Here is a 26,489-nt window from a genome sequence, read left to right as displayed (position 1 = left end):
GCAAGATTTGAGCAGCTAAAGCTGAGTCCCACCGTCACGGATCTCGTCAGAAATTTCGTTTTTATCGTCTTTCTGAATTTTGATTCCATATTTTACAAGGAGCTCACCGCAAAAAAGAATCGAAGCAACGATTCCCTCTTTCTTTTTGCCAGATTTCATACCCTGGACAATCAAATTCACAGCTGCATCCCAATCGGACTTAGGAACGATGTTAGCAATGCCGGTGTCAGGAAGGATGCGAACAATCTTCTCGTATAACGATATGTAGATGAGAATGCCAGTCCTGTTTCCTGTTCGAAATATTTCTTCATCTAAAAATGCTTCTTTGGCTTTTAAATTGACGAAAAAAGCCTTGGACCGATAAGGAACTAGGAACAATCGCAACTTGGAAATAAAAAAGCTAAGCACTAAACCAAGAAAGGCACCTGACCAGACAAAGGTGATAGATTCTAGCGATGAATAATCCCAGGATCGATACTCACCTATATCCATACCAAGGAGTATAAATCCACCCAGTGCACCACCGATAAAAGAACCAAGCCAAATCCATTCTTTATAATGATGCGAAGCTTCGGCAAAGAACGGAACGATTTCTCCGGAGGTTTTGCTTTCGGCTTCTTTGACTGCATTTTTAATATCGGATAGATCATTCGTAGAAAAGTATCTAGAGAGTATGCCCATGGGGCAAAGGCTAGCTCCTACAGAAGGGAAAGGCAACTAAAAAAAATCAGACTCTTGAATCCACGACGATGGCAAAGCTGATAATAAATAGATGTAAGATGCTAAAGAAAAAAAACTTTTTTGCAAGGAGTGGCTCTTTCACCTTCATCAATTTGAACGCGAAGCTAACAAAAAGAATCGTTAGGAGGATGGCGCAAGAAAGATAGATAAATCCCATTCGGTCGTCACAGAAATAAAAACCAAGGACCGCCGCTGAATAGGCGATGGAATAGAAGAAGATTTGTCGAACGGTTTTATCGATTCCAGAAACGACCGGCATCATAGGGATCCCTGCGAATTCATAATCCTCTTTCAGGAAAATGGCGAGTGCCCAAAAATGAGCTGGTGTCCAGAGAAAGATGATTAAAAACAAAACCCAAGCAGGTAAGGGGAGGGCATTTGCTGCCGCAGCATAGCCAATGAGTGGACCAATACATCCCGAAATCCCACCCACCACGATATTTTGTTCGGTACGAGGTTTGAGCCAAATCGTATATAGAAAGACATACAAAAGTAAAGCACTCCAAGCAGCGAGAGCCGTGAGCAAATTTACATAATAATATAAAATCCAAAAGGCAACTAACATCGTGATGATGCCAAGTCCAAGCGCTTGTTTCGGCGAAACGACCCCCGAAGGGATCGGTCTCTGTTTTGTCCGATACATAACGGCATCTTTCTCCCACTCGATGTATTGGTTGAGAATGAAAGAAGCACTGCTCATTAAATATGTGCCGAAAAGTGTAATGGCTATGAGTGAGAGAGGCGGCGATTCAGTCATCCCGAGATACAATCCTGGGAAAACAGTCGCCAGTACCAAAACGGAAACCCTAGGCTTTGTTAGTTGGTTCCAAATTTTAAACATGAATGTTTTACTTCTGTATCCTAGGGGTTCTGAAATGATAAAAGGAGGCGATAAAACAAACCAGTAAGGTGGCGACTGCGTTTAAAGTATGCACACCTGTTAATAATTTCGGCAATTGGTAGATGACATTAAAAGCACCAAGTAGGATTTGAATGGTGATTAGATAACAAGCGATCTTCAAATATTTTTTTACTTGTTTGTTTTCGATTTCAAAAATTGCATAACTAGCTGTTCCATACACAAGCAGGGCAACAATGTAGCCAAACCACCTGTGTTCCATCTGGTAACGAATCGTGCCACTCAGCTCCGGAAAAAAAGTTCCATAACACGTAGGAAAATCAGGACAAGCAAGTCCAGCGTAGTTGGAACTGACCTTACCGCCAAGGAAGATTTGGTAGATGATGCCCACTAGTAGCAGGATAAAAAGGTAATTTGCTTTCACCTGAAAGATAAATTCTGTTGCTTTCTTTTCTTTAGCTAAAAGCCCGATCAGTAGGCAAGTGAGTAGCAGTAAGATCGCATTTAATAAATGGAGGTTAACCGTTGTTGGGTGAAGAAGTTTGGTGACAGTTAAGGCACCTAAGATCACTTGGCTGATTAAAAAAATCATGCTTAAGGTTGCAGGAAGCAAAAACTGAGCACGTAAATCTGCGTCTCTTAGGATGTTAATAAACCCAAATAGTACGATCAGGCCCAGAAATCCTGAGTAGAAGCGATGTCCTACTTCCATAAATATGTGAAACGTCCACTCAGGGACAAATTTACCATGGCATAGCGGCCAATCGGGGCAGGCGAGACCTGAATCTGTGGCCCGCACGAGGGGACCGAAGATCATATTGAATAAAATGAGACCCGTGAGAATAAAATAAAGTCGTTGGATTTTCATCTTCTGTGTGTTTCCACAATATTTCTCAGAGGAACCCTAGGGAAAATAAATTAAATCCAGAGAAACCTAAAAATTGTTGGAGATTTTCCTTGGCTCATAAGATAGACTATAAAAGAGGAAGGAACTACATGTCGAACCAAGATCTTTATAATAAAAGTGGCTACTTAACATTTTTAATCACTCTCGCATTGAACCTCATGTTCTTTGTATACATCTCTTTCGTCCACCCAGGCACTCCTGAGAACCCTGGTTTTGGCGAAGGCACGTCACAAACGAAGTAAGTAAGAAAGCGAAATCGATTACGTGAATTCTCTTTCCAAAAAGCTGATTTGCTTTTTATTCTTAACTTACTTCCCGCTTGCACTGCATTCCTATGATCCGCACGCGAATTTAACAAAGGAAAACAAACTCCCGAAAGATCTCGAAAACATTGGATTTACTGATGTTACGGGGAAAAAATTAAACGTAAATCTCATCTTCCAAGATGAAACGGGAAAGGATGTAAATCTTAAAGATTTCATCCAAGCCGGAAAACCCATTCTTCTTTCACCTGTTTATTTCAAATGCCCCACGCTTTGTAATTACCATATGAATGGAGTGATGAATGCCCTGAAGAAACTCGATTGGACTGCGGGTAAAGAATTTCAATACATAGCTGTCTCCATCAATCCTGCGGAAAATCAGGAAGTCTCTGCACCAAAAAAAGCCGCCTATCTAAAAGCATATGGTCGAGTCGGAGTTGAGAATGGTTTTCATTTACTGACAGGAAGCATTGAATCCATCAATGCTTTGCTAAGCCAGCTAGAATTTAAATACAGGTGGGATGAAGAAGCGAAACAATACGTACATGCCAGTGGCATTTATGTATTAACCCCTAATGCAGAAGTCTCCAGAATCTTTCAAGGGATACAATTTGGGGAAAGGGACTTGAGACTTGCTTTCATGGAAGCGAGTGAAGGTAAGATTGGAAGTTTTGTAGACAAATTTGCTTTATTTTGCTTTCAATTTGACCCACGAAAAAATAAATATACGATATACGCATACAGAATAATGCAAATGGGCGCAGGAGTAACACTCCTTGTTTTGGCTTCGTTTTTATTTATTAACTGGCGAAAAATATCAAACAATAACCGTCAAGGAGTCTTGTAGATGTCTTGGATTACCAGCTACCCAGCGACCACGTTCATGCCGATTCAAGCGACTGAAATCGCAAAAGAGGTAGACCTTCTCTACGCTTTTCTAATCATTTCGAGCTTGATCTCGTTTGTCATTTTAATAGGCGGGATGACTTGGTTCCTGATTAAATTCAAACGAACCACAGCAGACCAAAAATCTGCTTATATCACTCACAACAACTTTGCGGAATTTTTATGGTCCTTCATTCCTCTTGTCATCATGATGGTGATTTTTTATTGGGGGATGGTGATCTTTGAAAAACTTCGTGTGCCACCAACAGATATCGCTGCGGAGATCCATGTAACAGCGGAACAGTGGGCATGGACTTACAAATATGCAAACGGTAAAGAGTTTTATAGCTCTGCAAATGATCCACTCATCGTTCCTGCAGGAAAAGCAACTAAGCTGATCCTCACTTCAAAAGACGTGATTCATAGCTTTTTCGTACCGACCTTCCGTGCTAAACAAGACGCGGTTCCGGGAAGATATACACAAATGTGGTTTGAACCCACCCAACCTGGTGAATACATTGTTTTCTGCACAGAATACTGTGGAACCAAACACTCAGGCATGATGATTAAAATCAAGGCAGTACCTTCGGAAGAGTATGCTGCATGGTATCACGCTGAGAAAAAAGGTGCTGATACCCCTGCTGACAAGGGTAAGGTGATATTTGCGCAAAGAGCATGTGCCAGCTGCCATTCTATCGATGGATCAAGAATTGTAGGACCGACCATGAAAGGTCTTTTCGGTAGCAATCGTAAGTTTGCAGACGGTTCTGCTGCTTCTGCGGATGATAATTATCTCAGAGAGTCGATTCTAGTTTCCACGGCAAAAATTGTAGAATCTTACCCACCAGCGATGCCTCTCTTCCAAGGTCAATTGACCGACGAAGAAGTCGAAAATCTAATCGAATACATCAAAACAATCAAATAAAGGAGAAAAGATGAGTTCAGCGCAAACAAAAACAGCTCACGGCCATGCAACGCACGGCGACAACTATCTGAATCATAGTCCAGGTATTTGGTCTTGGCTCACAACAAAAGACCATAAACGCATTGGTATCATGTATTTCGCAACTGTAGCAACACTCTTCCTCATTGGTGGTTTTTTTGCCATGGGGATCCGCTTGCACCTTGCGAAATTTGGAAATACTCCTCTCCTTGATCCAGACACTTACAATAAGTTCATGACTTTCCACGGTGCGATCATGGTTTTCATGGTCATCATTCCCGGTATCCCTGCTTTCCTTGGAAACTTTGTGCTTCCGATCCAGTTGGGTGCTAAGGATGTTGCCTTTCCTCGGCTCAATTTAGCATCTTATTACATCTTTGTTGCAGGAGCACTACTTGCTGCTTCTTCCATGTATTTCAACCAAGTGGACACAGGATGGACTTTTTACACTCCTTACTCGACTGCGAAAACCGGAAATGGTGTGATCCTTTTGGTTATGGGCGCCTTTACGATGGGATTTTCCTCCATCTTGACTGGACTTAACTTTATCGTCACGACTCATAAGCTTCGTGCTCCTGGGATGACCATGGACAGAATTCCCCTTATGATTTGGGCCCTTTACTCCACATCTATCATTCAAATTTTAGCAACACCGATCCTCGCGATCACTCTCCTCCTTCTTGCGATGGAAAAGACTCTTGGCGTGGGAATTTTTGATCCAGATCTTGGCGGGGATCCCGTTCTCTTCCAACATTTCTTCTGGTTCTATTCCCACCCTGCGGTTTATATCATGATCCTACCAGCGATGGGTGTGATCTCCGAACTCATCACTGCATTCTCTAAAAAAACGATCTTTGGATACCGAGCCATTGCGTATTCATCTGTTGCAATTGCGGCGGTATCGTTTCTGGTTTGGGGTCACCACATGTTTGTCTCGGGACAATCTACCTTTGCAGGTGTTGTTTTTTCTGTGATCACCATGCTCGTGGGTGTGCCAACAGCGATCAAACTCTTCAACTGGATTTCAACGATGTATCGCGGAACGGTTTCGTTTGAGGCTCCCATGCTCTTTGCGATCGGCTTTATGTTCCTCTTTACCATAGGTGGTTTGACGGGTGTGATGCTCGCCTCTACGGGAATGGACGTTCACTTTCATGACACGTATTTCGTTGTGGCTCACTTTCATTATGTGATGGTCGGTGGAACGCTGATGGCCCTTATGGGTGGTATCTACTATTGGTTTCCTAAGATGTTTGGTCGTATGACTTCCGATTTAGGCGGACGTATCTCTTGGGTATTCATCTTCACCGGATTTAATGTTACTTTTTTCCCTCAGTTCATTCTCGGAGCAATGGGAATGCCTAGAAGGTATTTCGATTACCTTCCAGAATACACAAACTTAAACCAAATATCGACAGTGGGCTCATGGCTCATTGCCTTAGGTTTTATCGTGGGTCTCATCACGATCATTCATGGAATGGTTGCTGGTGAAAAAGCGCCTGCGAATCCTTGGGGTGCTAAAACACTCGAATGGCAAACCGCCTCTCCTCCTCCACACGAAAATTTTCTCGAAACTCCAAAAGTAACTGCAGGCCCATATGACTTCCGTTAGTTCTACAAGTGAATTTCACCACGAGCACCATTTTAAGAGTGCTGAGCACCAGTATGCATCTGCCAAACAAGGGATCTGGTTGTTTCTCTGCACGGAAATACTTATGTTTGGTGGCCTTTTCGTAGGCTATCTCATTTACCATTCGATTTACCCGACGGTTTTCAAAAACGGTTCCCACTCGCTCGATTGGAAATTGGGAGCTGTAAACACAGTGGTGCTGCTAATTAGCTCGTTTACGATGGCTGCGGCCATTAGCTATGTCCAAAGGGGCATACATAAGTTAGCCTCCATCATGCTCATCCTCACAATCGCCTGTGCTGGAATCTTCATGGTCATCAAGTATTTCGAATATACGCACAAATTCCATGTTGGTACCATCCCAGGCAAGTTTTCTCTTGTGGATCCTTCCTGTGCAGCTGGTGGCAAACGAGCAACCTGCGAAACCAAGATTTCTGCACTTCTCAAGGATCCAAAGGCCTTGGAAGCAAACCATGTGCATGCAGAAGAAGTAACGAAACTCAAAGCGATCATCTCCCAACCGAAATGGGAAATGTTCTACGGTTTCTACTTTGTAATGACTGGCTTACATGGTGTGCACGTTCTCGCAGGTATGATCTTGATTTTCTGGATTCTCATTAAGAATATGAGAAGGAAAGTCGGTCCAGAGTATTATACTGTCGTAGAAGGTGTTGGTCTTTTCTGGCACGTGGTGGATCTTGTTTGGATTTACCTCTTCCCTTTGCTCTATTTGGTCGGTTAGAAGGAAAGTTTTATGGAATACGTTATCAATTACGGTCTTTATTTCATCGCGCTTGTCGCTGTTTTTACTCCAGTTCTTGGTTTTGGCATTTTTGCTCCCGGGATTGCGACAGCGACCATCGGTGGTTTTATCTGGAACTGGATTTCCCAGTTTTTCCAAACGGACAGGTTTGCAAAATTCAAAGAAGAAAACAAAGACAGGAAACTCTTGAAATTTGTTTTAGGTGATGAAGAGCATAAAGAAGACCATGCGTCTGCTTCGATGTGGGTGGAAGATGGAGAAGGTGATGAAGAAGAAGAGCATGACCACCATGTGATTTCTATCGGAACCTATGCCGTGATCCTTGGTATCTTGTTTGTAGGCACACTCATCACGGTTGCCGTCGCTCAGGTAGATTTAGGAAAACTAAACATGGTGATCGCGATGGCAGTTGCCTCAGTGAAAGCATTTTTTGTCCTCGCTTACTTCATGCATTTAAAGTATGATAATATGCTAAACCGAGTCATCTTTTTGTCTGCCTTTGGTTTTTTGGCACTTCTTTTAGGTTTTACGATGCTAGACATCCTCTCTCGCATCCTTCCTGAGATCGGATTTACCGCAGAAAAGTATTTTTAAGCCTTAGCAAACAAATTCAAAAGAACCCCCAAAACCCGTAGTCAAAAAAGCTACGGGTTTTTTATTGCACAAATCTTTTACTTTTCTAATTTTTTATCTTTTTTTTAGCACATTTTTTACGCAAAGTTCGCATTTTTACTTGATTGGGTACTTTCCTTTCGGTTAGCTGAGGCAATCATGTTACGCGGTACCTGCTAACTTGGATTCGGTATCGATTTGAAAATGGGAAAATGAAAATGGCAAAGTATATTACGCTCGTTGGATTTATGTTTTTTAGCTTAACGTGTGGCGGCGGAGGTTCCGGTGGGGATTCGTCTAGCTTGGGGTTGATTTTGGCATTAGGTGGTGTGAGCACCTCGAGCAGTTCTGCCTCTACGTCTCAGGCTCAGTACAATCTTGTTTATAATTATAATTCTGTGACTGTGGGAACATCATTCACCATTAAGGTCAATGTCTACACGACGGGGCAAAATGTAGAAGAGGATGTGTATCTCTCAACTGACTATACGATTTCCGACCAGGACACCTTCCTCCAAAAAATCACCATTGATGGGAGCAAAACGGGAGAACAAAGTTTTAGTGTGACCATTCCGTGCGGTACTTCTACTTCTTCCTATTCTTATGGCTACATTGGCTTGAAGAAAAAGAATGCCTCGAACTCAGCAACGATCTACGCTGCGACATCCACATCTTGCGACTATGTGGCCTTTACGACGACACTTACAACGACAACCGCCGGTGTCGGTGGGACAGTAAATTTTAATGCCTCCGTGTCGAGCGGTAAAAACTCCGTTACGGCCGATGTTTACATCCAAAATTCTTATACTTCGAGTGCCTATACCTATACGTATAAAAAGGCAGGCTCGGTCACGATCCAGACTTCGCCATCGACACAAAGTTTTTCAGTTACCATTCCTTCGGATTCCAGTTTGGTCGCCCCTACATCCGCCAAAGTCGCCCTTTACATCAACCAAACGGGAAATTCCGTGATGTCAGGAAATACCTTCAGTTATACGAACACACCTCCCGTGAATGTCTCCCCATCGGGGACATTGAGTTACCAATACTTTCCGATCGGCACCAACAACCGTATTGACTATACGAGTGGAAGTGTTCTCCCGGCTCGCGGCATCACCGTTCAGCTGTTAGATTCTTTAGATACTGTACTTTCCTCAACAAAAACAAACAACTCCGGTGCCTATTCCTTTTCCTCTGTTTCCGTTTCCGGCACGTTTAAGATACGTATGGTGGCAGAGTTAAAATCAACGTCTGCTCCCATCATGGACATCACTGTTAGAAATGCCACAGCAGGATCAACCGTGGGTAGTATCTATACTGTCAGTTCAAGCTCTGTCACCGCTTCCACTTGCACTTCCTCTTGCACAGTGAATGTTACTGCCACACACCCTTCATCTGCTACGAATGCATCAAACGCCAGTGGTCCGTTTGCCATTTTGGATGTTGTGAAACGGGGAGTGGATAAGGTTTTAACTGTCGATGGTTCGACCACATTTCCTACACTTTCAATCAAAACCAATAGTAGCACGGATGGTTCTTACTTTACGCAATCCTCATCCACCTGCGGAACAGGTGTCCCCAATTGTATCGTATTGTTAGGAGATGAGTTTTCAGACCCAGATCATTTCGACAAAGCGGTCATTGCCCATGAATTCACACATTACTTAGAAGGAGCTTTATCACGAAGCGATTCCATAGGTGGGGCACATTCTACCAATGATCACTTGGAGCCAAGAGTGGCGTATGGGGAAGGTCTGGGGAATGCCATGGGCGGAATCATCAATGACTCTAAAGACTACCGAGATTCGACTAGTTCCGGTGGTTTTTCTTTTGATTTAGAAACAGGAACGCATACAACCAAGGGATTTTACTCCGAATCTTCTGTCCAATCGGTGATTTGGGATTTGTATGACTCCTCTTCCGATAGCAAAAATAGCCAGACAGACAGCTTGAGTATGACGTTTGCACAAATTTGGGCTGCCGTGACCTCACTGAAAACCGTGGATAGCATCACCCATTTCCATGAATTTGCAAAATCATTAAAAGCCGCCAATTCCGGTTCGGTAGCAGACATCACAGCCATCATGGCCATGGAAAGCATCGCCACAGATGAGGCCAGTGAAACGAACGTTTCTTCGGTTGCTTCTGCAGGTGGTGCGGCCTCCCATACTTGCACAGGTGGTTCTTCAGGTTATGCCTACACCCCTTTAATCCAAAGTGTGACAGCCGACACAGGAGATCTAACGGGCCTTAACTCAAGTCAGTTTTGCGGTTTAACATCTTACGCTAACAACAAACTATTTGGGAGTCGCTTTTACAAAATCACTCCTGCAAGTAGCGGCACACTGTCCGTTGCTGTGACGGATACACAGACAGACCAAGAGTCAATTGTTGTTTTTTTAACCCGCCGAGGCGTTACCGTTTCAGGCTCGGATATTTCGATTCCATCAGCGAGCGTAGGCACCATCACGAGAACCTTTTCGGTAACTTCTGGTAATATTTATATTCTAGAAATTAGGACTTATAACCGATGCATCCAAGGTTTACAATCTTCAGGCTGTTACACGAATTCGGGCATAGGCGAATATGCGGTCAACATCAACCTCCCTTAAATTAGGAAATTATATATGAAACTGATACATACCATTACCTCCCTTTTTCTCATCGGATTTCTAATCCATTGTGAATCTTCTAAACCAAACCAGTCCGAAATCGCTCTTGGTAAAAGAAAGATCATTCGGGAAGCACAAAATCTAAAATCAAAATCCTATCTGCCACTAACGGTAGTTTGGGATGTTGAGGAAGAAATACATGTAGGCAGAGAAACAGTTGTTATCTTGAGCATCACTTCAGGAGACACTTCTGAAGATCTCGTTTTGAATCTTTCGCTCCCGCAAGAGCTCGCATTGACACGAGGGGCAAGGGACGTTTCTTTGGGAAATTTTGTAGCAGGAGAAACAAAACAAGTTACTATCGCCCTGATCGCTCGTACTTCCGGCAATTTCAATCTGGGTGCGAATCTTTCTCGCTTAGAACAAGGCCAGAGGATGGGATTTGCAAAGATAATGAACCTCTCGACCGCAGAACAACCGACACGATACGCAAAACCAGAACGGACAGTGACTTCAGAGAATGGAGACAGTTATTATATCCTACCAGAAGGACAAACTGAGGTCATTCCGGGCAAATAATAAAAAAACGATTCGTTTTTTGGACTTTCTGAACCGATCTTTAAAGAAAAGAGATTCTGAAAGTCCATGCAAAATATAGATTATTCACGTAGGCTCCGAGGTTCTTACAGCCACCAACCAGGCCAAGAACCTTTAGAATTCGGATCTTACCACCCCCATACAAATCAGAAAGAATCCACAAAACCCAGATCGGCATTTGTTTTGCTCATTGGCGCCATCCTTTTATTTACTTCCGGTATGGTCGTCGGTATCCAGTTGAACCAAAAAGAAAAAGGGTTCGAGTCTAACCAGGAAAAGTCGTTTTCAAACTTAGGAAAAACCTCACGCATCCAAGCCCCTGAAACTAACGCCGAGGCACAAGCTACCCAGAGCTCATCTTCTCCCTTCCCAACGACTTTAAAATTCCCACCGAAAAATGATCAGATCAATTACATGGTCCAAATCGGAAATTTTTCTCCAGAAGAAGCCGTCCAAATCGGCAAGCATCTCATGACTTCTGAACCAAGCTTGCAGGGAAGGATTTTCCGGACCTCCACAGGTAAGCTCTATGCAGGTTATTTCTACCGTATGGAAGATGCGAGGGACGCTTTGGATAAGATCAGCGCTAAAATCCCGAATGCAGCCGATGCGATGGTAAAAACGATTCGATTTTAAACTATTTTTACCTATTGCCTTGACATTGGCAATTTTCTGAGGTATACTAAAGGCAAGAGTATTTACGGAAGTTATTATACTTACTTGGCTATAAAAAAATTAACTGAAAAAGGTACAGGGCCTAAATTCAAGGTAGGAGACTATGTAGTCTATCCTATCCACGGAGTAGGCGAAGTCACAGAAGTCGGCAAAAAGTTGATTCTGGGGAAGAAGATGGACTGTTACATCATGGAGATTCAAGGTTCCAAGATGAAAGTTTCTATCCCAGTAGGACGTGCGATTGATGTTGGCATCCGGTCGATTATTGATAAAAAAGAGATCAAAAAAGTTCTCACTCTCCTCAAAAAGGATGAAATCGATACGGAAGAAGATTGGAAGGTTCGTTACCAAAACAATATGAACAAGATTAAATCTGGTTCTATTTTTGAGGTAGCAGATGTCTGCCGAAATCTTTACAAACGTGCCTATGGCAAAGAACTCTCCATTATGGAGAGAAAGCTCTATGAGAGCGCATATAATTTGGTAAAGATGGAAATTGCACTGAGCAAAGGCGTTCCGCAAGAAGAAGCTGGAAATATCGTTTCGGATGTTTTGGCTGCTTCGGTTCAGGGCCTTGCACCTCCGCCTCCGCCAAAAGAAGTTGATGATCTCGATCTAGAATAGTCTTCCGTATATCCTCAAATTTTTGGCTAAAAAGGTTTGAGTCATGAAACACCTCCTTGCAGCTATCGGCTCGCTCGCAGTCGGTCTGGCGTCATTTTTCTTTCTCTACTCGGAATCACAGAATCTAATTCTTGCGCTTTCGCTGTCGGGATTGGTACTTCTCTATGCGGTCACGATCGCATTTGGAGAAAAAAAACTTTTTCCTGAAATCAAAGCAGATGTTGTCCTATTAGGGGCACTTTTTGGTTTCTTGGGAATTGCAATCGCGGGTTACCCTGCTAGTCTTCTTTCCGAATACGGATTCCGTGCGTTCGGGATCACGCTCATTTTCTTGTTCTTCATCACTGGCGTCAAAACCGGAGTTAGTTTTTCAAGAAGGCCTGGTCTTGCGATTTTTGGTGGTGGAACAGGTGCTCCTGGTTCTGCTTTCAGCTTACCCGGAATCGAAACCCCCAATAGCAACATTCGCGAAAAAATCTTAGATACGTCTGTCGTTATCGATGGTCGCATTTTGGACATTGCGGACACTCATTTCCTAGATGGTCCGCTCATTTTGCCTAATTTTGTGCTTCGAGAAATCCAGTTGATTTCCGACTCCTCTGACCCGATCAAACGGGCGCGTGGCCGTCGTGGACTCGAAATGCTAAACAAGCTGCAAAGAAAAGGCTCTATCGAAGTCAAAATCACTTATACGGATTATTCTGATACCCGTGAGGTCGATGCCAAGCTTGTGAAGCTAGCCCGGGATACAGGTGCCGCAGTTGTCACCAATGACTTCAACTTGAACAAGGTAGCCGAGTTACAAGGCGTGCGAGTGCTAAACTTGAACAACCTTGCCAATGCTTTAAAACCTGTCGTTTTACCTGGTGAAGAATTCCCGATTTCCGTCATAAAAGAAGGAAAAGATGAAAACCAAGGGATCGGCTATTTGGAAGATGGTACCATGGTTGTCATAGAAAACGGTGGTCATTTGGTGAGTAAAGAAGTACGAGTCGTAGTCACTTCTATCATCCAAACAGCAGCGGGTAAAATGATTTTCACAAAAGTCCAAAACGGAAACAACAACTACAACAAATCGTAAGCGTTGTCTGTCTTAAGTATGTGCGTATGAAATCTATCTTTCGATATTTTACTTCCAAAGAGGGTTTCATCGCAATACTTTGTTATCTTTTCACTGCCGTATTTTCTCATCTCGCTTTTGCGCCGTTATCCTACTCTTATTTTATTTGGATTGCTCCTTTGGGGCTTTTTTATATCGAAAAAAAATACCGCGGTGAGTGGAAAAAACTCTTATGGCATGGTTTTGGATTTGCCATCGCCTTTTATGCAGTCTCTTTTTATTGGATCTACCACATGGTCACAGTGTTTGGTGGTTTCCCTTGGTTTATCGCCACGCCTATTTTTGTTTTATCTGCCGTCTTTTTAAATCTAAAATTTCCACTTTTTCTTTTGACGTTTTCCTTTCTTGTAAAGCGGGTAGGGAAATTTTTCCCTTGGCTTGCTAGTTTTTCCATGTTGTTTGCGGAATTTTTTACACCACAAGTGTTTCCTTGGTATTTCGGAAGTGTCGTCGCCGAAAATCATATTCTTTCACAAAATGCAGAGTATGCGAGCTCATATGGCTTAACCGTTCTTTTATTTCTTTTTTCTTACCTTTTGTTCCAGTTCCGAAATCCGAAACGGATTTTGATTTTGATCAAAAGGGTGCGTAATTCGAAACCCAATGCTGATAGGAAATTACCTATAAAGCGCACAGGGAAGATGTGGATTGGTTTTGCGAGTGTACTCTTTGTTTTTCTTTGTTACTGGGTAAACGGCTACTATCTATTCCGTAAGTGGGAAGCAGTGAGTCCAATCGGAACGAGAGAAGTTTTAATCGTACAACCAAATGCCCCCTTAGAATTTCGGGATGGCCGAAGTATTGTTGAAACAATCAACTCGCTCATGAAACGGATTGATGATCTTAGCTTTGAGGGTGCAAAAGATCAAAAAGTTGATTTGATCGTATTGCCTGAGTCAGGTGTTCCTTTTTTTTCGACAAACGATACTGAGGCGACTCGTCTCGCAGGCATCTATTGGGAAAAATTTGAATCCTTTATGAAGACATTGGCTCTCCGTCATAAAGCCAATGTATTCTTTAATGAATTGGATGTGGGTTTTGAAAATGATATTAAAACCCGTGATGCGTTAGTGACTTATAATTCCTCCGCACTCTACAATCCGAATGGGGAAAGAAGGGGTAGTTACCAAAAAGTTTTTTTACTTATATTTGGTGAATATATGCCTTTTGATTGGATGTATGCACTCAGCGGACAGACTGGAAAATTCGCTGAAGGAAAATCCATGGATCTCATTCCTTATTATGGGACGGATCATAACAAACACGCTCCCGTTCGTGATTTAGAGTGGAAGGACATGAATTTTTTTACTCCAAGTATGGTAAGTGAGTATTATAAAGAAAATCGGGTAGATGAAACTATCAGTGGTTCCTTTTTGCCTTTGATCTGTTATGAGGTGATCATCTCAGAATACGTACGAAAATTTAAAGGTGATCCCGATTTTATAGTTAACGTAACAAACGATAAGTGGTATGGAAATACTGTCGAATCGTTTCAGCATCATACGCTTGGAAGGATGCGCGCCATAGAATTTAGGAAGTGGCTAGTCAGGTCGACAAACTCAGGGACATCTGTGATCACGGATCATTTGGGACGTAATTTGAATGATGAATTTACACCCATCGATAGTTCTGCTTTCCTGAAAGGAACTGTGTCAATCATTCCAGGTTCGATGACATTTTACCGAGCTTATGGAAATGTCTTACCTTGGTTCTTTTTATTCCTTTCAGCGTTGGTATTCGGATACTATGTTAGGAAATCTCGCTAGATTATTGTATCGCTACCGATTGTACTTTGCGTTGTACATGTCCATTGTGATGCATACATTCCTTGCTATCTATACATTCAATTCTTCTGATTCGATGTATTTTACCTATTACTGTGGACCTCCATGGATTTATGAACAGGAGGAAGAGGGTTACTCCGAAGTTAGTTTAGAATTCGGAAAACCTGGAGAAGACGGTGATATTTTTAAAGAAAAAGGCGAAGGAGAAGAGGGAGAGAAGGATGGTGATGGGGAAAGCGGTAAAACCGAAGGTTTTACAAAAGGAAAATATGAAGGTGGAGCTTGGGACAAACTAGTAAAAGATTTAGAATCCACCTCCGAGCTTCGAAAAAACTTTAAAAATGACTTCGATCATATTTTACCTAATTCCGGTGTCGCTGACTCGTATATGAGAAGGAATAGGGAATATGAAGACATCATAGTGAAAGAAGTGTTTCCAACACTATACTCGATACATGATCCATTCAAAGTTGATCTAGAACAGGCAGAAGATAATTTAGCAATTCACAAAGAAAGAAATCGTATCATTGAAGAGTTTCGGAAAGGAAATGAAGCATCTCCGCCGATTACAATGAAACTTTCGTTAGATGGTGATAAACCACCAAAAATACCCTTGCAGATGCCAAAGCCCGATCGCAGCCAATACCTTGACACCACTATCAAACAAAAAAAAGAAAGACAGTTAGATGAGTTTATTTCGAGATTCGCTGGCTATGATCCTAATAAGGGGGATCTCTCCTCTTTTGTTCGCGATTTGTATTATGAGAATTTGCAGCGACTTGCCTATACATTCAGTGGAGACCCTAGCTATTTTGTTATTGATTACTACCAAGAAAATTTAAACAAAGAAGACTTCCTTAAACAGATGATGTCTCTGCTTTCTCAAAATTTGGGAACCAAGGTTGGAACCGAGATTTTATTTACTTTAGAAAATATATATGAAATCCAAGGCCGGGCTCTCAACGAATACTTTAAGAGTTTAGCGATTTTGAATGCAGCTACAGATGAGCAGAAGAAAACCATACGATTCGAAACAATCCGACGAGTTGTTGAGAAATACAAACCCATACTTCGCGATAAGAAAATTCGAAATGCAAAAGATGTAGAACTGGCGTATTTCAATAAACGAATACAGGTGATTGAAACACTAATTGAGAATACTCCAAATGGATACCGATTGAATGATGCCTATTTTGAAAAAGGTCGTATCTTATGGGAATCTGGTATTCTTAGAAATGAGGAAAGCTTATTAAATGAAGCGATAACTACTTGGTCAAAAATCAAAGTCACGAAAAATGAAGAAGGCGATTTTCTGGCGAGTAAAGCTTATGATTCGATTTCGTTCTCCATGAAGAGTGGGGAGTTACGAGATTTTGATGGAAAGATTTCAGCACTTTCAAGGGAAAGGATCGATATGGCAGTCCGTTATCGATTAACGGAAGTACTGGAAAAGAAGAAAATGCGAGAAGACCGTTTGCTTTGGCCTAAACCCAAAAAGGAAGTTGGAAAATAATCCCCTAGAAACGTTTTTTGAGAACAAATTTTGGATAGAAAATATGTTGCGTTACAAGGTTTTCCTCCCCGAGAATGGGAGAAAGTCACTATGATTCCCTTCCAACAAGAGCAGATACGAACGAAAGACTATGTTTTGAGATTCTCAATCCCATTGTCATGAAACTCGGTCGCCCATGTGTCATGAAACGGAGTCTCTTTTTCGATACGTTCCTCGATGGCCATCTCGGAGATCGCTGATTCCCCAAAATGTCTGATAAAATCTCGGTGTGCGAGTCTTTCAATGAGGGACTGCCAAAACACCTCATCCTCATAATCCTCTAAAATATCAACAAGACCGCTCTCTTCTTCGAATTCTCGGGTCAGATAGGGCTCTCCATTGTTTTGGTCTATCTGAACAATGTTTCCAAGTCCAGCCACTTCTGCGTGGTTGAACACATGCCGTACAACCTCGGCATAACGGGTGTCATTGTCTGTATCTTCCTCGACACGCTCCTTTGCTTGCAGCGTCGAAATCACCCAATCTCCCATATAAACGAGTTTTAACAAAGTTTCATATTGCTCGAGGGAGAGTTCAAGATTCATTTAAAGATCAGGTTCGGAGGTTCACCTCTAAAGAAAAGAGATTTTTGGCAGAAAGGTCAATCCTCGAGCAAAATTTCTTTCTCGCGGAGTGGCCTGTATTTGTCTCGCACGATTGCCGTTATATCGTCGAGGGCTAGCAAAACTTCTTGGCTGCTTGCATTATTTTCGTTCGGAAGATAAAAAAAGCCTACAAGTCTAATATCCGATCCCTGTAAAAAGATCCGGTCATTCTGATCAAAAGCCCTTCCAAACGGAACCGTGCAGGTTTTCCAGCCACGGTAATTGAGAGAAGTCACAGAGAGTTGACGGGTCTCAAAATCTTGATTTTGGACAATTAATGTTAGGTTTCCGATCGATTGGGAAGAATACACAGGGATCCTGATTTCTTTTACGAATCCTTTCAGCAAAATGGGTTCGGGAAAATAGACACCAAAGGGGAAATTGGCCTTTTTGGGAATGCGAAGGACGAGCGCCTGCTTGGATCCCGGGATGGGAGCCGTGAAATTTTGCGAAAGAGAGAGCTCGGGGAGCTTTGTGTCTTTTTCTAATTTTGTCCTAAGATTCTTTTGTGAGTAGGTTTGCTCCTCAAAATTTTCTAACGCAACTTCCTTCCAGACGATGACTTCTGCAGTAGAATTAGGTGCATAAAGTAGAAAAATGCTCAGGAAAGTTATGTTTCTTAATGCAATCAAGTTGACAATAATACCTTGGAGAGGGGATATATATGTTTTATCGGTAAAAAGGAGAATCTTAATAATGCAGGCGCACAAATATACATTGGCCATTTTAACACTATTTTTAGTAGGCCAACTTTCAGCACAAGCAGCTGAACCAAAAGCAAATACTACTACAGAAACGAAAGCAGTAGAGAAAGCAGAAGAGGTCGTTGATGAACTTCTTGGGAAGAAAGACAAGTCTGGCGATGTTGTTACCGCAAGCAAAGAGACTCTTTTCATCACTAGCAAAACTGCATTTACTTTAGAAGCAAAAGACGACTCGTCCTCTATTGATTATATCGAATGGAAGCCAAAAAGCGGAGATTATAGAAGATTCACACAACCGATCCGTATTTCCGAAGAAGGCGCAACTGAAATTCATTACCGTTCTGTAGATAAAGCCGGAAACGCAGAGATCCCAAAAGTTCTGGTAGTGGTAGTGGACAACACAGCACCTCGTGTGAACCTTTTACCTGCTGAACAATTTTTCGTATTAGACGGAGTGCCTTATACTTCAAAAAACAACAGTTACACAATCGTTGCCGAAGATAAAAATGGCGTAGATAAAATTTCTTACAGCATCAATACAGAAGCTAACAAAACCTATGCTGAGCCGATTAAACTTGAAAAAGGCGGAGCAAATGTAATAAAATATGCGGCGGCGGACAAATCAGGAAACTCTTCTCCAGAGTCATCTTTGATCATTACAGTGGATGATATGAAACCAACTGTTGAGATCGTTCCTTCCCTTCCACTCGTTGATATTTCAGGAAAGGCTTTTGCAAAACGCGGAAACGTATTCCATGTAAACGCTTATGATAAAGAATCAGGCGTTAAAAAAATCCTCATCAAATTGGATGCTGAAACAGAATTCAGACCTTACTTAGAAGCGATCACAGTAGAAATGCAAGGCGAACATACCATTCGCGCCATAGCGATTGACAATGTAGGAAACCAGTCTGATGCCGTGGAACTCAAGTTCAATGTTGATTTGACTCCTCCATCGTCTGTCATTCAGAAATCTGACAAAGTAGCAGAGCCAGCTGCAGTGAAACCTGAAGAAACGACTCCAGCACCTGCACAATAATTAACATCACAGTTTTTGTTCGGAACCAGTTCTGCTGGTTTCGGACCTCTTTCGGGAGAACCTATGTTTTCCCGAATCCTTTCTTTTTTTTATCCCACCTTATGTCTCGTTTGTGATACAAAAGATACGCTTTCGGAAAAATTCGGCATTTGTAGGACTTGCGCTCGAGAAAGGAACCATGCCCAAAAGTTAGCCGATCAAAAAGAGCGGTGTCAGGTATGCGGACAGACGGAGAAGAAAGAGTCAAGTGAGGAATGCGAGTATTGCAACTCACGGTTCTTATTCTTTTCGCAAGTGGTTTCGCTTAGATTCCGATTGAGTTGGGAGCGTAAAGTCTTCCAGAAATGTAAATTTGAGAATGATCGGGTTTTGGCAAACTTCTTCGCTTTAGACTTCCAGGCCAAAATCAAATCGTTGGCCATACTCCCCGATACAATTTTACTTGTTCCCTCGAAAGATCGTGCGAGTGGAAGAGACTACCATCCAGCAGAGGTTCTTGCGACGCGGTTGGCTAGAAAATGGAACATAAGCAAAACTGAGCAGATTAGAAAAAAATCGAAAGAAAAGCAGTCTGGAAAAAGTTACTTTGAGCGTTTTTCTCACGCAAAAAAGGCATTTGAAATTATAAAAAAGGATAGAAGTTGGGAGGGACTTGATATCTTGATCATAGATGATATCTTTACAACGGGAGCTACTTTAAACGAAGTAGCTCGTCTTCTTCTTTTGTCAGGAGCGAAGACCGTATCATGTATGGTATTATTAAGTAATGAGGGTGACTAAAGTTCAATGGAAGTTCAAGTAAAAAATGATATTAGAATCGTGAAGTTTTCTGGCGCGATTTTAAAAGTGGATTCCGATGAAATCGAAAAAGAGTTATCTAAACTCACACAAACTTCCGCCAAAAAAATCATTCTCGATTTAACAAAAGTTCATCATATTTGCTCAACTGCACTAGGTATTTTTGTTGCCACTAAACGAAAGTTAAAGCCTATGAATGGGGATATTAAAGTTATCGTGGTGGATGAAGACTTGATACAGTTATTTGAAATCACTATGCTTGATAAAGTATTCGAAATTTTTCCAGATTTATCCTCTGCGATTGAAGGTTTTCAGTTAGATGCAGAGGATTAATATTCTCCGAAATGGGAAAAATCATTGCTTTCGCATCTGGCAGCGAACATAAGTTAAAAGAAGTAAGAGCGATTCTTTCCCCTCTTGGCATAAAGGTTCTTTCTCCAAAAGAGCTGGGCGTTTCTTTTAATCCAGAGGAAACTGAAACTACATTTGTTGGCAATTCATTCATTAAATCTAGAGAATTATTTCGTTTATCAGGACTTCCTTCTGTTGCAGATGATTCAGGAATTTGTGTAGAAGCATTAAACGGCAGACCTGGTGTGTATTCAGCACGATATGGCAGTTTAGAATTTTCAGATAAAGATAGAGCCTTGTTTTTATTGCAAGAGCTTGGTCAAAATCCGAACCGTATTGCCAATTATACCTGTGTGATCACTTATGTCGATGGAATGATCGAAAAATCCTTTGAAGGAAACGTTTTCGGCGAAATTTCATTTGAATATGATGATAAAGGAAAGTTTGGATTTGGGTATGATCCTATATTTTACTATCCTCCTTTAAATAAAAGATTTTCTGAAGTCTCTGAAGCAGAAAAAAATAAGGTCTCGCATCGTGCCCTTGCAATGAATCAATTTTTACAATGGTTGAAAAAATAAGATCCGTTCTTTTTTTTGCTGCCTTTATATTACCAATAACTTCGCTTTTACCGGTGGCCGTTTGCGCAGGCTATGAATGTTCATTTTTATCAACTGAAACAATCATAGCCGGAAATCTTGCAGATCCTTTACTTTCGGAGATCTACACAAAAGATTTCCTTTCCTCAATGGCAGAGAGTGCGGTTTTACAAAATATAAATTCCTCGATGCTAGGAGGAAAGATTATAGAAAAAAATCGGATGAGTTTGGGTTACGGAGGAGGACGAAATCAAATTAAGCCTCGTGATTTTTATTTCCAATTTACTGAATTGCATGAATTGCCTACGCAAGGTATCGCCGCCTCTCCCTCGTTATCGTACGCAGTCAATTTAGGAAATGCCTTTGAAAAAGCAGGCGAGTGGAGAAAATGGAATCTACATTCGCAATTCTTTCCATATTACTTATCTGAAAAAAATATCCCTTTTCTTAAAGTCAGAAACACCGAGGTCGATGGACGAGTCGCAAATTTAAGTTTGAATTTGAGATATTTCCCTTTCTTAGACCAATCTGGGAATACCAAAGGAGTTTCTTTCGGATTCGGACTTTATCATACAAACCAGGAAGTCTCTCTGCACGCCTACGATCGTCGACCCACTCAAATACGATTGGACGGAGATAAACGCAAGTGGTTGGGAACGAACTCCCTAGACTATGAATCAAAAATTCTATCTTCAACCGCGGATCTTCGGTATTCTTTTGAAATCGCTAAAATGACTCTCTATACTGGTTTGGGAATGATGTACAACCATGGAATGACGAGCATAAAAGCAGAGAGGGTCGCAATCATCTCCTCTTATCTTAGCCCAGATGATTTTCTAACCAATCCGAGTGGGATCGCCCTCAATGTAACCAAAGAATTGAAAATACGGGAAGCTAATTTTTACGGTATCTTTGGCGCGCAGTATCATTGGGAAACATTTGGGATTGGCATTGAATACTTAAAGAATATTAAAACAGAATCCTTAAATGTAGGGGTCCATTATTATTTTTGAGAGGCAATCCTCATTCGTGCGAAAGTATTTAGTAGTACTAGAAATCAATTAATTATCATTGCTTTATCAAACAGAGATTGTTATTTTCCTTGGATAAGAGGGAAGGGGATCAATGAAGGCATCAGATTTGTTCATTAAGGCATTAGAAGAAGAAGGCGTAGAATACATTTTCGGAATCCCCGGCGAAGAGAATTTAGATTTTCTAAACTCCCTTAGAGAGTCCAAAAAAATTAAACTAATACTAACAAGACACGAACAGGGTGCGGGCTTTATGGCGGCAACTATTGGTCGGCTGACAGGTAAAGTTGGAGTGTGTCTCTCAACGCTTGGCCCAGGTGCGACAAATTTTGTAACTGCCGCCGCATATGCTCAATTAGGTGGCATGCCGATGCTGATGATTACGGGCCAGAAACCTATAAAATCTAGCAAACAAGGCCAATTTCAGATTGTAGATATTGTCGATATGATGAAACCGCTCACAAAGTATACAAGACAAATCGTATCTGGGGATACGATTCCATCTAGGGTAAGAGAAGCATTTCGTTTGGCCTTAGAAGAAAAACCAGGTGCAGTTCATCTAGAACTTCCAGAGGATATTGCTGATGAAAAAACAGAAGTTCCGTTGATTACAAAAAGTTCTGTTAGGCGGCCTATCGCCGAGGAGAAGGCAATAAATGTAGCCGTTGATCTGATTGAAAAAGCAAAATCCCCGCTCTTACTCATTGGAGCTGGATCAAATCGAAAAATGACGAGTAAAATGCTTCTCGAATTTGTTACAAAAACGGGAATACCATTTTTTAGTACGCAAATGGGGAAGGGTGTGATTGATGAAAGAAATCCCCTGTGTTTGGGCTGTGCCGCCTTATCGTCAAAAGATTTTGTACATCGTGCCATTGATAATGCTGATTTAATCATCAATGTTGGTCATGATGTTGTAGAAAAGCCTCCCTTCTTTATGAGGCCAAACGGTAGAACCGTCTTACATATCAATTTTTTTGCGGCATCTGTAGATCCTGTCTACTTTCCTCAGGCTGAAATTGTTGGGGATATCGCCAATAGCATTTGGCAAATCAATCAAAAGATCATACCCCAAAAGACTTGGGATTTTTCATACTTCTTAAAAGTAAAGAGTTATGTGGATGGCCACATCAATGAGGGGTCAGACGATAACAGATTTCCCATATACCCACAACGATTGGTTTCTGAAATTCGAAAATTAGTTCCAGAAGATGGAATCATTGCATTGGATAATGGCGTGTATAAAATTTGGTTTGCCAGAAATTATCCAGCTTACCAGTCAAATACGGTGCTCCTAGACAATGCGCTCGCTACCATGGGAGCAGGCCTTCCCTCTGCCATCGGTTCGAAGATTGTTTTTCCTAACAAAAAGGTAGTCGCCATTTGCGGAGATGGGGGGTTTATGATGAATTCTCAAGAAATGGAAACAGCTGTTCGGTTAGGAATTGATTTGGTAATTGTCATTCTAAGAGATAACGCATATGGAATGATCAAATGGAAACAGTCCAATATGGGTTTTGAAAATTTTGGTCTCGATTATGGAAATCCGGATTTTGTTAAGTATGCTGAGAGTTATGGTGCCCAGGGATATCGTCCAAAATCTGTTGTTGAGTTCATTTCGACATTTGAAAACTGTCTAAATAGCAAAGGTGTACAGCTTATAGATCTTGAAATTGATTATTCTGAGAACGATAGAATTTTGAATCACGAAATTGCCGATCGTAGCCAGCTTATCTGAGGTTATATGAAAAAATTTAATGTATTAATTAAAGATGCTATTACTAGTGATGGAGAACTCATCGTCTATAGTGCGTTTGATGAGAAAGAAATCGGTCGTGTGATTGCCGCCGATGCCATTGCCGTTGAAAAAGCATTGCAAACAGCGTCCGACCTATTTAAAGATCGAAGGCGGTGGCTACCGACGGAAAAAAGAATTTCGATTTTGAGAAAAGTTGCTGAGACAATGATCAAGGAAAAAGAGGAGTTGGCTCGCCTTGCTGCGAGTGAAGGTGGAAAACCGCTTATAGATTCCTTGGTGGAAGTTCAAAGAGGGATCGAAGGTATTGAATGTTGTATTGAGACGATCAAAGGTAGCATTGGCAGGGAAATTCCCATGAACTTGAATGCGGCATCGAATGGGAAATTGGCATTCACTTCCAAAGAACCGATCGGTGTTGTTGCAGCTATAAGTGCCTTTAATCATCCCTTAAATCTGATCGTGCACCAAGTAGCGCCAGCAGTAGCGGTGGGATGTCCTGTCATCATCAAACCTGCTGGTGATACACCACTCTCTTGTATGCGTTTTGTCCAGATTTTACATGAAAGTGGACTTCCGGAAGAATGGTGCCAAGCATTCGTCGTTTCGAATCTAGAAAATGCGACCAAGTTAGTTACGGACTCCAGGATTTCTTATTTTTCTTTTATCGGGAGTGGCAAAGTAGGTTGGCATCTTAAATCGCAATTGGCTCCTGGAGTCCATTGTGCGCTCGAACATGGCGGAGCCGCGCCAGTGATTATTGATGCTTCAGCTGATTTGGATTTGGCAATTCCTAAGCTTGTGAAAGGGGGATATTACCATGCAGGTCAGGTCTGTGTTTCTGTTCAGAGAGTCTATGTGCATGAATCCATTGCGGAAGAGGTAGCAAAACGCATCAAAGAAAAGGCCATCTTACTAAAAGTAGGCGATCCTTTGGATGGCACGACAGAAGTGGGTCCTCTCATTCGCAGAAAAGAAGTGGAGAGAATCGATGGATGGATCAGGGAAGCCGTTGCCGAGGGAGCAATACTTTTAACAGGTGGAAATAAAATAGGTGAAACGTGTTATGAGCCCACTCTACTTTTTAATCCGAGTGATTCTTCTAAAGTGAGCCAGTTAGAAATATTTGGTCCCGTGATAAATATATACTCCTATAAAAATATTGAGGAAGCATTCGATCGAGCAAATGCAGTGCCTTACAGTTTCCAAGCAGCTGTATTTACGAAAGATATTGATATCGCCATGCGTGCCTATCGTAGGTTAAAAGCGCGAGCTGTCATGATCAATGAGCATACTGCTTTCCGTGTCGATTGGATGCCGTTTGGTGGCCAGGAACACTCGGGTTTGGGAACGGGTGGGATTCCCTATACGATATCAGATTTACATGTAGAAAAAATGATGGTCATTGCATCCTCTGGTTTGGTTTCGAATTCGTAGCACGAGATTTTTTGAAGTATGATCAGGGAAGGTTCGGAAGTGTTGTTTGGGGAAAAAATTCTTTTAGATTTTAAAGAAGTCTAAATGTCTGCAGTCTCTATCGTTTTCCCGCACCAACTCTTTGCATCAAATCCAGCTATTGCCATTAAAAGATCCATTTATTTGGTCGAGGAAAACCTATTTTTTTGCCAATATAAGTTTCATAAACAGAAATTAGTTTTTCACCGATCGAGTATGAAAGCATACCAGAAGGATCTGGTAAATCAAGGATATGAAGTAATCTATGTTGAGTCCGGGGAGAGATCTGCCGATGTTCGCCAACTCATAGTTAATCTGAGTGAAAGGGGTGTCGATGAATTACATTATTGTGATACGGTTGATGATTGGCTCGAGAGGAGACTGGCCTCACAGGCAAAAAAGTATCAATTAAAATTAATCCGTTATGAATCCCCCTTATTCTTACTTTCCAACAAACAAGTGGATGTTTACTTTTCTTCCAGGGAGAAACTGCACCAAACAGACTTTTACAAAGAGCAGCGGAAAAATTTTCGAATTTTGACAGATACAAAGTTACAACCGATTGGTGGTAAATGGACCTTTGATACTGAAAATAGATTGAAATATCCCAAGGGGAAAATACCTCCCGCGCTCCATTTCCCAGGACGAAGCAAAGAGTTAGACGAGGCGATTCGCTATGTGGATCTGAAGTTTTCAGATCACCCAGGTGAGATCAATCGTTCTTTTATTTTTCCGAGTACCTTTCAAGAGAGTAGAGATTGGTTGCTACAATTTTTAAAGAATCGTTTTTTAGAGTTTGGTGCGTATGAGGATGCGATTGTATTTAAGGAAAATCTTTTGCACCATAGCCTTCTTTCCCCATTGATGAATGTGGGATTATTAACGGCAGATGAAATCATAAAAGAGGTGGAGTCCTTTTCGATAAAGCATCAAATTCCCATCAATTCTCGAGAAGGATTTTTGCGACAAATTTTGGGCTGGCGTGAATTCATCCGAGGTGTCTACCTTCATAAAGGCACAGTTCAGAGGAAAAAGAATTTTTGGAATTTTAATCGTAAGATTCCGGCATCTTTTTGGAGAGGTGACACAGGAATTCTTCCCGTTGATGTGACCATAAAAAAAATTTTAAAGACCGGATACTGTCATCATATTGAACGATTGATGGTGATTGGAAACTTTATGCTATTATGTGAATTTGATCCAGATGATGTTTACCGGTGGTTTATGGAACTTTTTATAGATGCTTACGACTGGGTGATGGTTCCCAATGTTTACGGGATGAGTCAATTTGCTGATTCAGGTCTTATGGCCACAAAACCCTACATTAGTGGAAGCAATTACTTGATGAAGATGAGTGATTACCCAAAGGGAGATTGGCAAGCGACCTGGGATGGTCTTTTCTGGCGTTTTCTGCATGTCCATCGTGATTTTTTTCTAACCAACCCGAGACTGGGAATGCTCGTGCGAACGTTTGATAAGTTGGAAGAGACAAAAAAGCAAACTCATTTAACGCGAGCTAAACATTTTCTAGAAAAATTAGACAGCTAAAAATCGATTTGACGTAAACTAAATTCAAATTAAGAT

General features: G+C 41.6%; 26 protein-coding genes. 21 read left to right on the top strand and 5 right to left on the bottom strand.

What is annotated here, in order from left to right; all coding sequences use genetic code 11:
* Positions 1-15: 15 nt before the first annotated feature.
* Genes EHQ58_RS02995 through EHQ58_RS02985 form a run of 3 tightly spaced genes read right to left on the bottom strand, consistent with a single transcriptional unit; the run spans position 16 to position 2,468 of the window.
* Positions 16-681, bottom strand: coding sequence for a TPM domain-containing protein (locus EHQ58_RS02995; RefSeq protein WP_135621863.1), 666 nt, complete (start codon positions 679-681; stop codon positions 16-18).
* 46 nt (positions 682-727) lie between these two features.
* Positions 728-1,582: a heme o synthase gene (gene cyoE, locus EHQ58_RS02990; RefSeq protein ID WP_135621862.1), complete on the bottom strand. Its 855-nt coding sequence runs from the start codon at positions 1,580-1,582 to the stop codon at positions 728-730.
* A gap of 7 nt (positions 1,583-1,589) precedes the next feature.
* A complete protein-coding gene (locus EHQ58_RS02985; RefSeq protein ID WP_135621861.1) occupies positions 1,590-2,468 on the bottom strand; it encodes a COX15/CtaA family protein in 879 nt (292 codons plus the stop codon).
* A 128-nt stretch (positions 2,469-2,596) separates the two neighbouring features.
* Here EHQ58_RS02985 and EHQ58_RS18690 point away from each other — a divergent pair, with 128 nt between their 5' ends.
* From EHQ58_RS18690 to EHQ58_RS02925, 13 genes are all read left to right on the top strand, one after another.
* The gene (locus EHQ58_RS18690; protein WP_167883515.1) at positions 2,597-2,749 is read left to right on the top strand and encodes a hypothetical protein; all 153 of its coding nucleotides are present in this window, start codon (positions 2,597-2,599) and stop codon (positions 2,747-2,749) included.
* A 13-nt stretch (positions 2,750-2,762) separates the two neighbouring features.
* Positions 2,763-3,617 (top strand): SCO family protein, encoded by an 855-nt coding sequence (locus tag EHQ58_RS02980; RefSeq protein WP_135621860.1) that lies wholly within the window; start codon positions 2,763-2,765, stop codon positions 3,615-3,617.
* Positions 3,618-4,580, top strand: coding sequence for a cytochrome c oxidase subunit II (gene coxB / locus EHQ58_RS02975; protein WP_135621859.1), 963 nt, complete (start codon positions 3,618-3,620; stop codon positions 4,578-4,580).
* Between the two features lie 10 nt (positions 4,581-4,590).
* A complete protein-coding gene (gene ctaD / locus EHQ58_RS02970) occupies positions 4,591-6,210 on the top strand; it encodes a cytochrome c oxidase subunit I (protein WP_135621858.1) in 1,620 nt (539 codons plus the stop codon).
* Positions 6,197-6,970, top strand: a complete 774-nt coding sequence (locus EHQ58_RS02965; RefSeq protein ID WP_135621857.1) for a cytochrome c oxidase subunit 3 family protein — start codon at positions 6,197-6,199, stop codon at positions 6,968-6,970. The genes ctaD and EHQ58_RS02965 overlap by 14 nt, the downstream gene beginning before the upstream one ends.
* 12 nt (positions 6,971-6,982) lie before the next feature.
* Positions 6,983-7,585 (top strand): cytochrome C oxidase subunit IV family protein, encoded by a 603-nt coding sequence (locus EHQ58_RS02960; protein ID WP_135621856.1) that lies wholly within the window; start codon positions 6,983-6,985, stop codon positions 7,583-7,585.
* Positions 7,586-7,821: 236 nt separating this feature from the next.
* Positions 7,822-10,215, top strand: coding sequence for a hypothetical protein (locus tag EHQ58_RS02955; protein ID WP_135621855.1), 2,394 nt, complete (start codon positions 7,822-7,824; stop codon positions 10,213-10,215).
* A gap of 15 nt (positions 10,216-10,230) precedes the next feature.
* Positions 10,231-10,794 carry a hypothetical protein gene (locus EHQ58_RS02950; RefSeq protein WP_135621854.1) on the top strand — a complete coding sequence of 188 codons (564 nt, stop codon included), beginning with the start codon at positions 10,231-10,233 and terminating at the stop codon, positions 10,792-10,794.
* A 66-nt stretch (positions 10,795-10,860) separates the two neighbouring features.
* Positions 10,861-11,448 (top strand): hypothetical protein, encoded by a 588-nt coding sequence (locus EHQ58_RS02945; RefSeq protein WP_135621853.1) that lies wholly within the window; start codon positions 10,861-10,863, stop codon positions 11,446-11,448.
* 84 nt (positions 11,449-11,532) lie between these two features.
* Entirely contained in the window at positions 11,533-12,111 is a 579-nt protein-coding gene (locus tag EHQ58_RS02940; RefSeq protein ID WP_135621852.1) for a CarD family transcriptional regulator, read from the top strand.
* Between the two features lie 43 nt (positions 12,112-12,154).
* Positions 12,155-13,192, top strand: coding sequence for a PIN/TRAM domain-containing protein (locus EHQ58_RS02935; RefSeq protein ID WP_135621851.1), 1,038 nt, complete (start codon positions 12,155-12,157; stop codon positions 13,190-13,192).
* 26 nt (positions 13,193-13,218) lie between these two features.
* The gene (locus tag EHQ58_RS02930; RefSeq protein ID WP_135621850.1) at positions 13,219-14,997 is read left to right on the top strand and encodes an apolipoprotein N-acyltransferase; all 1,779 of its coding nucleotides are present in this window, start codon (positions 13,219-13,221) and stop codon (positions 14,995-14,997) included.
* Positions 14,978-16,528, top strand: a complete 1,551-nt coding sequence (locus tag EHQ58_RS02925) for a hypothetical protein (protein ID WP_135622121.1) — start codon at positions 14,978-14,980, stop codon at positions 16,526-16,528. Before EHQ58_RS02930 ends, EHQ58_RS02925 begins: the two co-directional genes overlap by 20 nt.
* A 128-nt stretch (positions 16,529-16,656) precedes the next feature.
* Here EHQ58_RS02925 and EHQ58_RS02920 read toward each other — a convergent pair whose 3' ends face one another.
* Positions 16,657-17,112: a hypothetical protein gene (locus tag EHQ58_RS02920; protein ID WP_135621849.1), complete on the bottom strand. Its 456-nt coding sequence runs from the start codon at positions 17,110-17,112 to the stop codon at positions 16,657-16,659.
* A 56-nt stretch (positions 17,113-17,168) separates the two neighbouring features.
* Positions 17,169-17,804: a flagellar assembly protein FlaA gene (locus tag EHQ58_RS02915; RefSeq protein WP_135621848.1), complete on the bottom strand. Its 636-nt coding sequence runs from the start codon at positions 17,802-17,804 to the stop codon at positions 17,169-17,171.
* Positions 17,805-17,868: 64 nt separating this feature from the next.
* Between EHQ58_RS02915 and ompL47 the strand changes: the two genes are divergently transcribed.
* From ompL47 to EHQ58_RS02875, 8 genes are all read left to right on the top strand, one after another.
* Positions 17,869-18,915, top strand: coding sequence for a multi-beta-barrel domain surface protein OmpL47 (gene ompL47, locus EHQ58_RS02910; protein WP_135621847.1), 1,047 nt, complete (start codon positions 17,869-17,871; stop codon positions 18,913-18,915).
* A gap of 63 nt (positions 18,916-18,978) precedes the next feature.
* A complete protein-coding gene (locus tag EHQ58_RS02905) occupies positions 18,979-19,695 on the top strand; it encodes a ComF family protein (RefSeq protein WP_135621846.1) in 717 nt (238 codons plus the stop codon).
* 6 nt (positions 19,696-19,701) lie between these two features.
* Positions 19,702-20,046 (top strand): STAS domain-containing protein, encoded by a 345-nt coding sequence (locus EHQ58_RS02900; protein WP_135621845.1) that lies wholly within the window; start codon positions 19,702-19,704, stop codon positions 20,044-20,046.
* 11 nt (positions 20,047-20,057) lie between these two features.
* Complete coding sequence (gene rdgB, locus EHQ58_RS02895) at positions 20,058-20,645, top strand: RdgB/HAM1 family non-canonical purine NTP pyrophosphatase (RefSeq protein WP_135621844.1); 588 nt, start codon at positions 20,058-20,060, stop codon at positions 20,643-20,645.
* Entirely contained in the window at positions 20,630-21,676 is a 1,047-nt protein-coding gene (locus EHQ58_RS02890) for an Lsa36 family surface (lipo)protein (protein WP_135621843.1), read from the top strand. The genes rdgB and EHQ58_RS02890 overlap by 16 nt, the downstream gene beginning before the upstream one ends.
* Positions 21,677-21,788: 112 nt before the next feature.
* Entirely contained in the window at positions 21,789-23,432 is a 1,644-nt protein-coding gene (locus EHQ58_RS02885; RefSeq protein WP_135621842.1) for an acetolactate synthase large subunit, read from the top strand.
* A gap of 6 nt (positions 23,433-23,438) precedes the next feature.
* A complete protein-coding gene (locus EHQ58_RS02880) occupies positions 23,439-24,887 on the top strand; it encodes an aldehyde dehydrogenase family protein (RefSeq protein WP_135621841.1) in 1,449 nt (482 codons plus the stop codon).
* 84 nt (positions 24,888-24,971) lie between these two features.
* Complete coding sequence (locus EHQ58_RS02875; RefSeq protein WP_135621840.1) at positions 24,972-26,453, top strand: cryptochrome/photolyase family protein; 1,482 nt, start codon at positions 24,972-24,974, stop codon at positions 26,451-26,453.
* Positions 26,454-26,489: the final 36 nt, after the last annotated feature.

The sequence above is a fragment of the Leptospira ognonensis genome (assembly GCF_004770745.1).
GTDB classification, from domain to species: Bacteria; Spirochaetota; Leptospiria; order Leptospirales; family Leptospiraceae; genus Leptospira_A; species Leptospira_A ognonensis.
The sequence above is the reverse complement of the archived record's forward strand: the minus strand, read 5'-3'. Positions and strand labels throughout refer to the sequence as shown.

Coding starts and splice junctions, on each gene's coding strand:
- EHQ58_RS02995 (WP_135621863.1), bottom strand. CDS start 681: ATGGGCATACTCTCTAGATACTTTTCTACGAATGATCTATCCGATATT.
- cyoE (WP_135621862.1), bottom strand. CDS start 1,582: ATGTTTAAAATTTGGAACCAACTAACAAAGCCTAGGGTTTCCGTTTTG.
- EHQ58_RS02985 (WP_135621861.1), bottom strand. CDS start 2,468: ATGAAAATCCAACGACTTTATTTTATTCTCACGGGTCTCATTTTATTC.
- EHQ58_RS18690 (WP_167883515.1), top strand. CDS start 2,597: ATGTCGAACCAAGATCTTTATAATAAAAGTGGCTACTTAACATTTTTA.
- coxB (WP_135621859.1), top strand. CDS start 3,618: ATGTCTTGGATTACCAGCTACCCAGCGACCACGTTCATGCCGATTCAA.
- ctaD (WP_135621858.1), top strand. CDS start 4,591: ATGAGTTCAGCGCAAACAAAAACAGCTCACGGCCATGCAACGCACGGC.
- EHQ58_RS02965 (WP_135621857.1), top strand. CDS start 6,197: ATGACTTCCGTTAGTTCTACAAGTGAATTTCACCACGAGCACCATTTT.
- EHQ58_RS02960 (WP_135621856.1), top strand. CDS start 6,983: ATGGAATACGTTATCAATTACGGTCTTTATTTCATCGCGCTTGTCGCT.
- EHQ58_RS02955 (WP_135621855.1), top strand. CDS start 7,822: ATGGCAAAGTATATTACGCTCGTTGGATTTATGTTTTTTAGCTTAACG.
- EHQ58_RS02950 (WP_135621854.1), top strand. CDS start 10,231: ATGAAACTGATACATACCATTACCTCCCTTTTTCTCATCGGATTTCTA.
- EHQ58_RS02945 (WP_135621853.1), top strand. CDS start 10,861: ATGCAAAATATAGATTATTCACGTAGGCTCCGAGGTTCTTACAGCCAC.
- EHQ58_RS02935 (WP_135621851.1), top strand. CDS start 12,155: ATGAAACACCTCCTTGCAGCTATCGGCTCGCTCGCAGTCGGTCTGGCG.
- EHQ58_RS02930 (WP_135621850.1), top strand. CDS start 13,219: ATGAAATCTATCTTTCGATATTTTACTTCCAAAGAGGGTTTCATCGCA.
- EHQ58_RS02925 (WP_135622121.1), top strand. CDS start 14,978: ATGTTAGGAAATCTCGCTAGATTATTGTATCGCTACCGATTGTACTTT.
- EHQ58_RS02920 (WP_135621849.1), bottom strand. CDS start 17,112: ATGAATCTTGAACTCTCCCTCGAGCAATATGAAACTTTGTTAAAACTC.
- ompL47 (WP_135621847.1), top strand. CDS start 17,869: ATGCAGGCGCACAAATATACATTGGCCATTTTAACACTATTTTTAGTA.
- EHQ58_RS02905 (WP_135621846.1), top strand. CDS start 18,979: ATGTTTTCCCGAATCCTTTCTTTTTTTTATCCCACCTTATGTCTCGTT.
- EHQ58_RS02900 (WP_135621845.1), top strand. CDS start 19,702: ATGGAAGTTCAAGTAAAAAATGATATTAGAATCGTGAAGTTTTCTGGC.
- rdgB (WP_135621844.1), top strand. CDS start 20,058: ATGGGAAAAATCATTGCTTTCGCATCTGGCAGCGAACATAAGTTAAAA.
- EHQ58_RS02890 (WP_135621843.1), top strand. CDS start 20,630: ATGGTTGAAAAAATAAGATCCGTTCTTTTTTTTGCTGCCTTTATATTA.
- EHQ58_RS02885 (WP_135621842.1), top strand. CDS start 21,789: ATGAAGGCATCAGATTTGTTCATTAAGGCATTAGAAGAAGAAGGCGTA.
- EHQ58_RS02880 (WP_135621841.1), top strand. CDS start 23,439: ATGAAAAAATTTAATGTATTAATTAAAGATGCTATTACTAGTGATGGA.
- EHQ58_RS02875 (WP_135621840.1), top strand. CDS start 24,972: ATGTCTGCAGTCTCTATCGTTTTCCCGCACCAACTCTTTGCATCAAAT.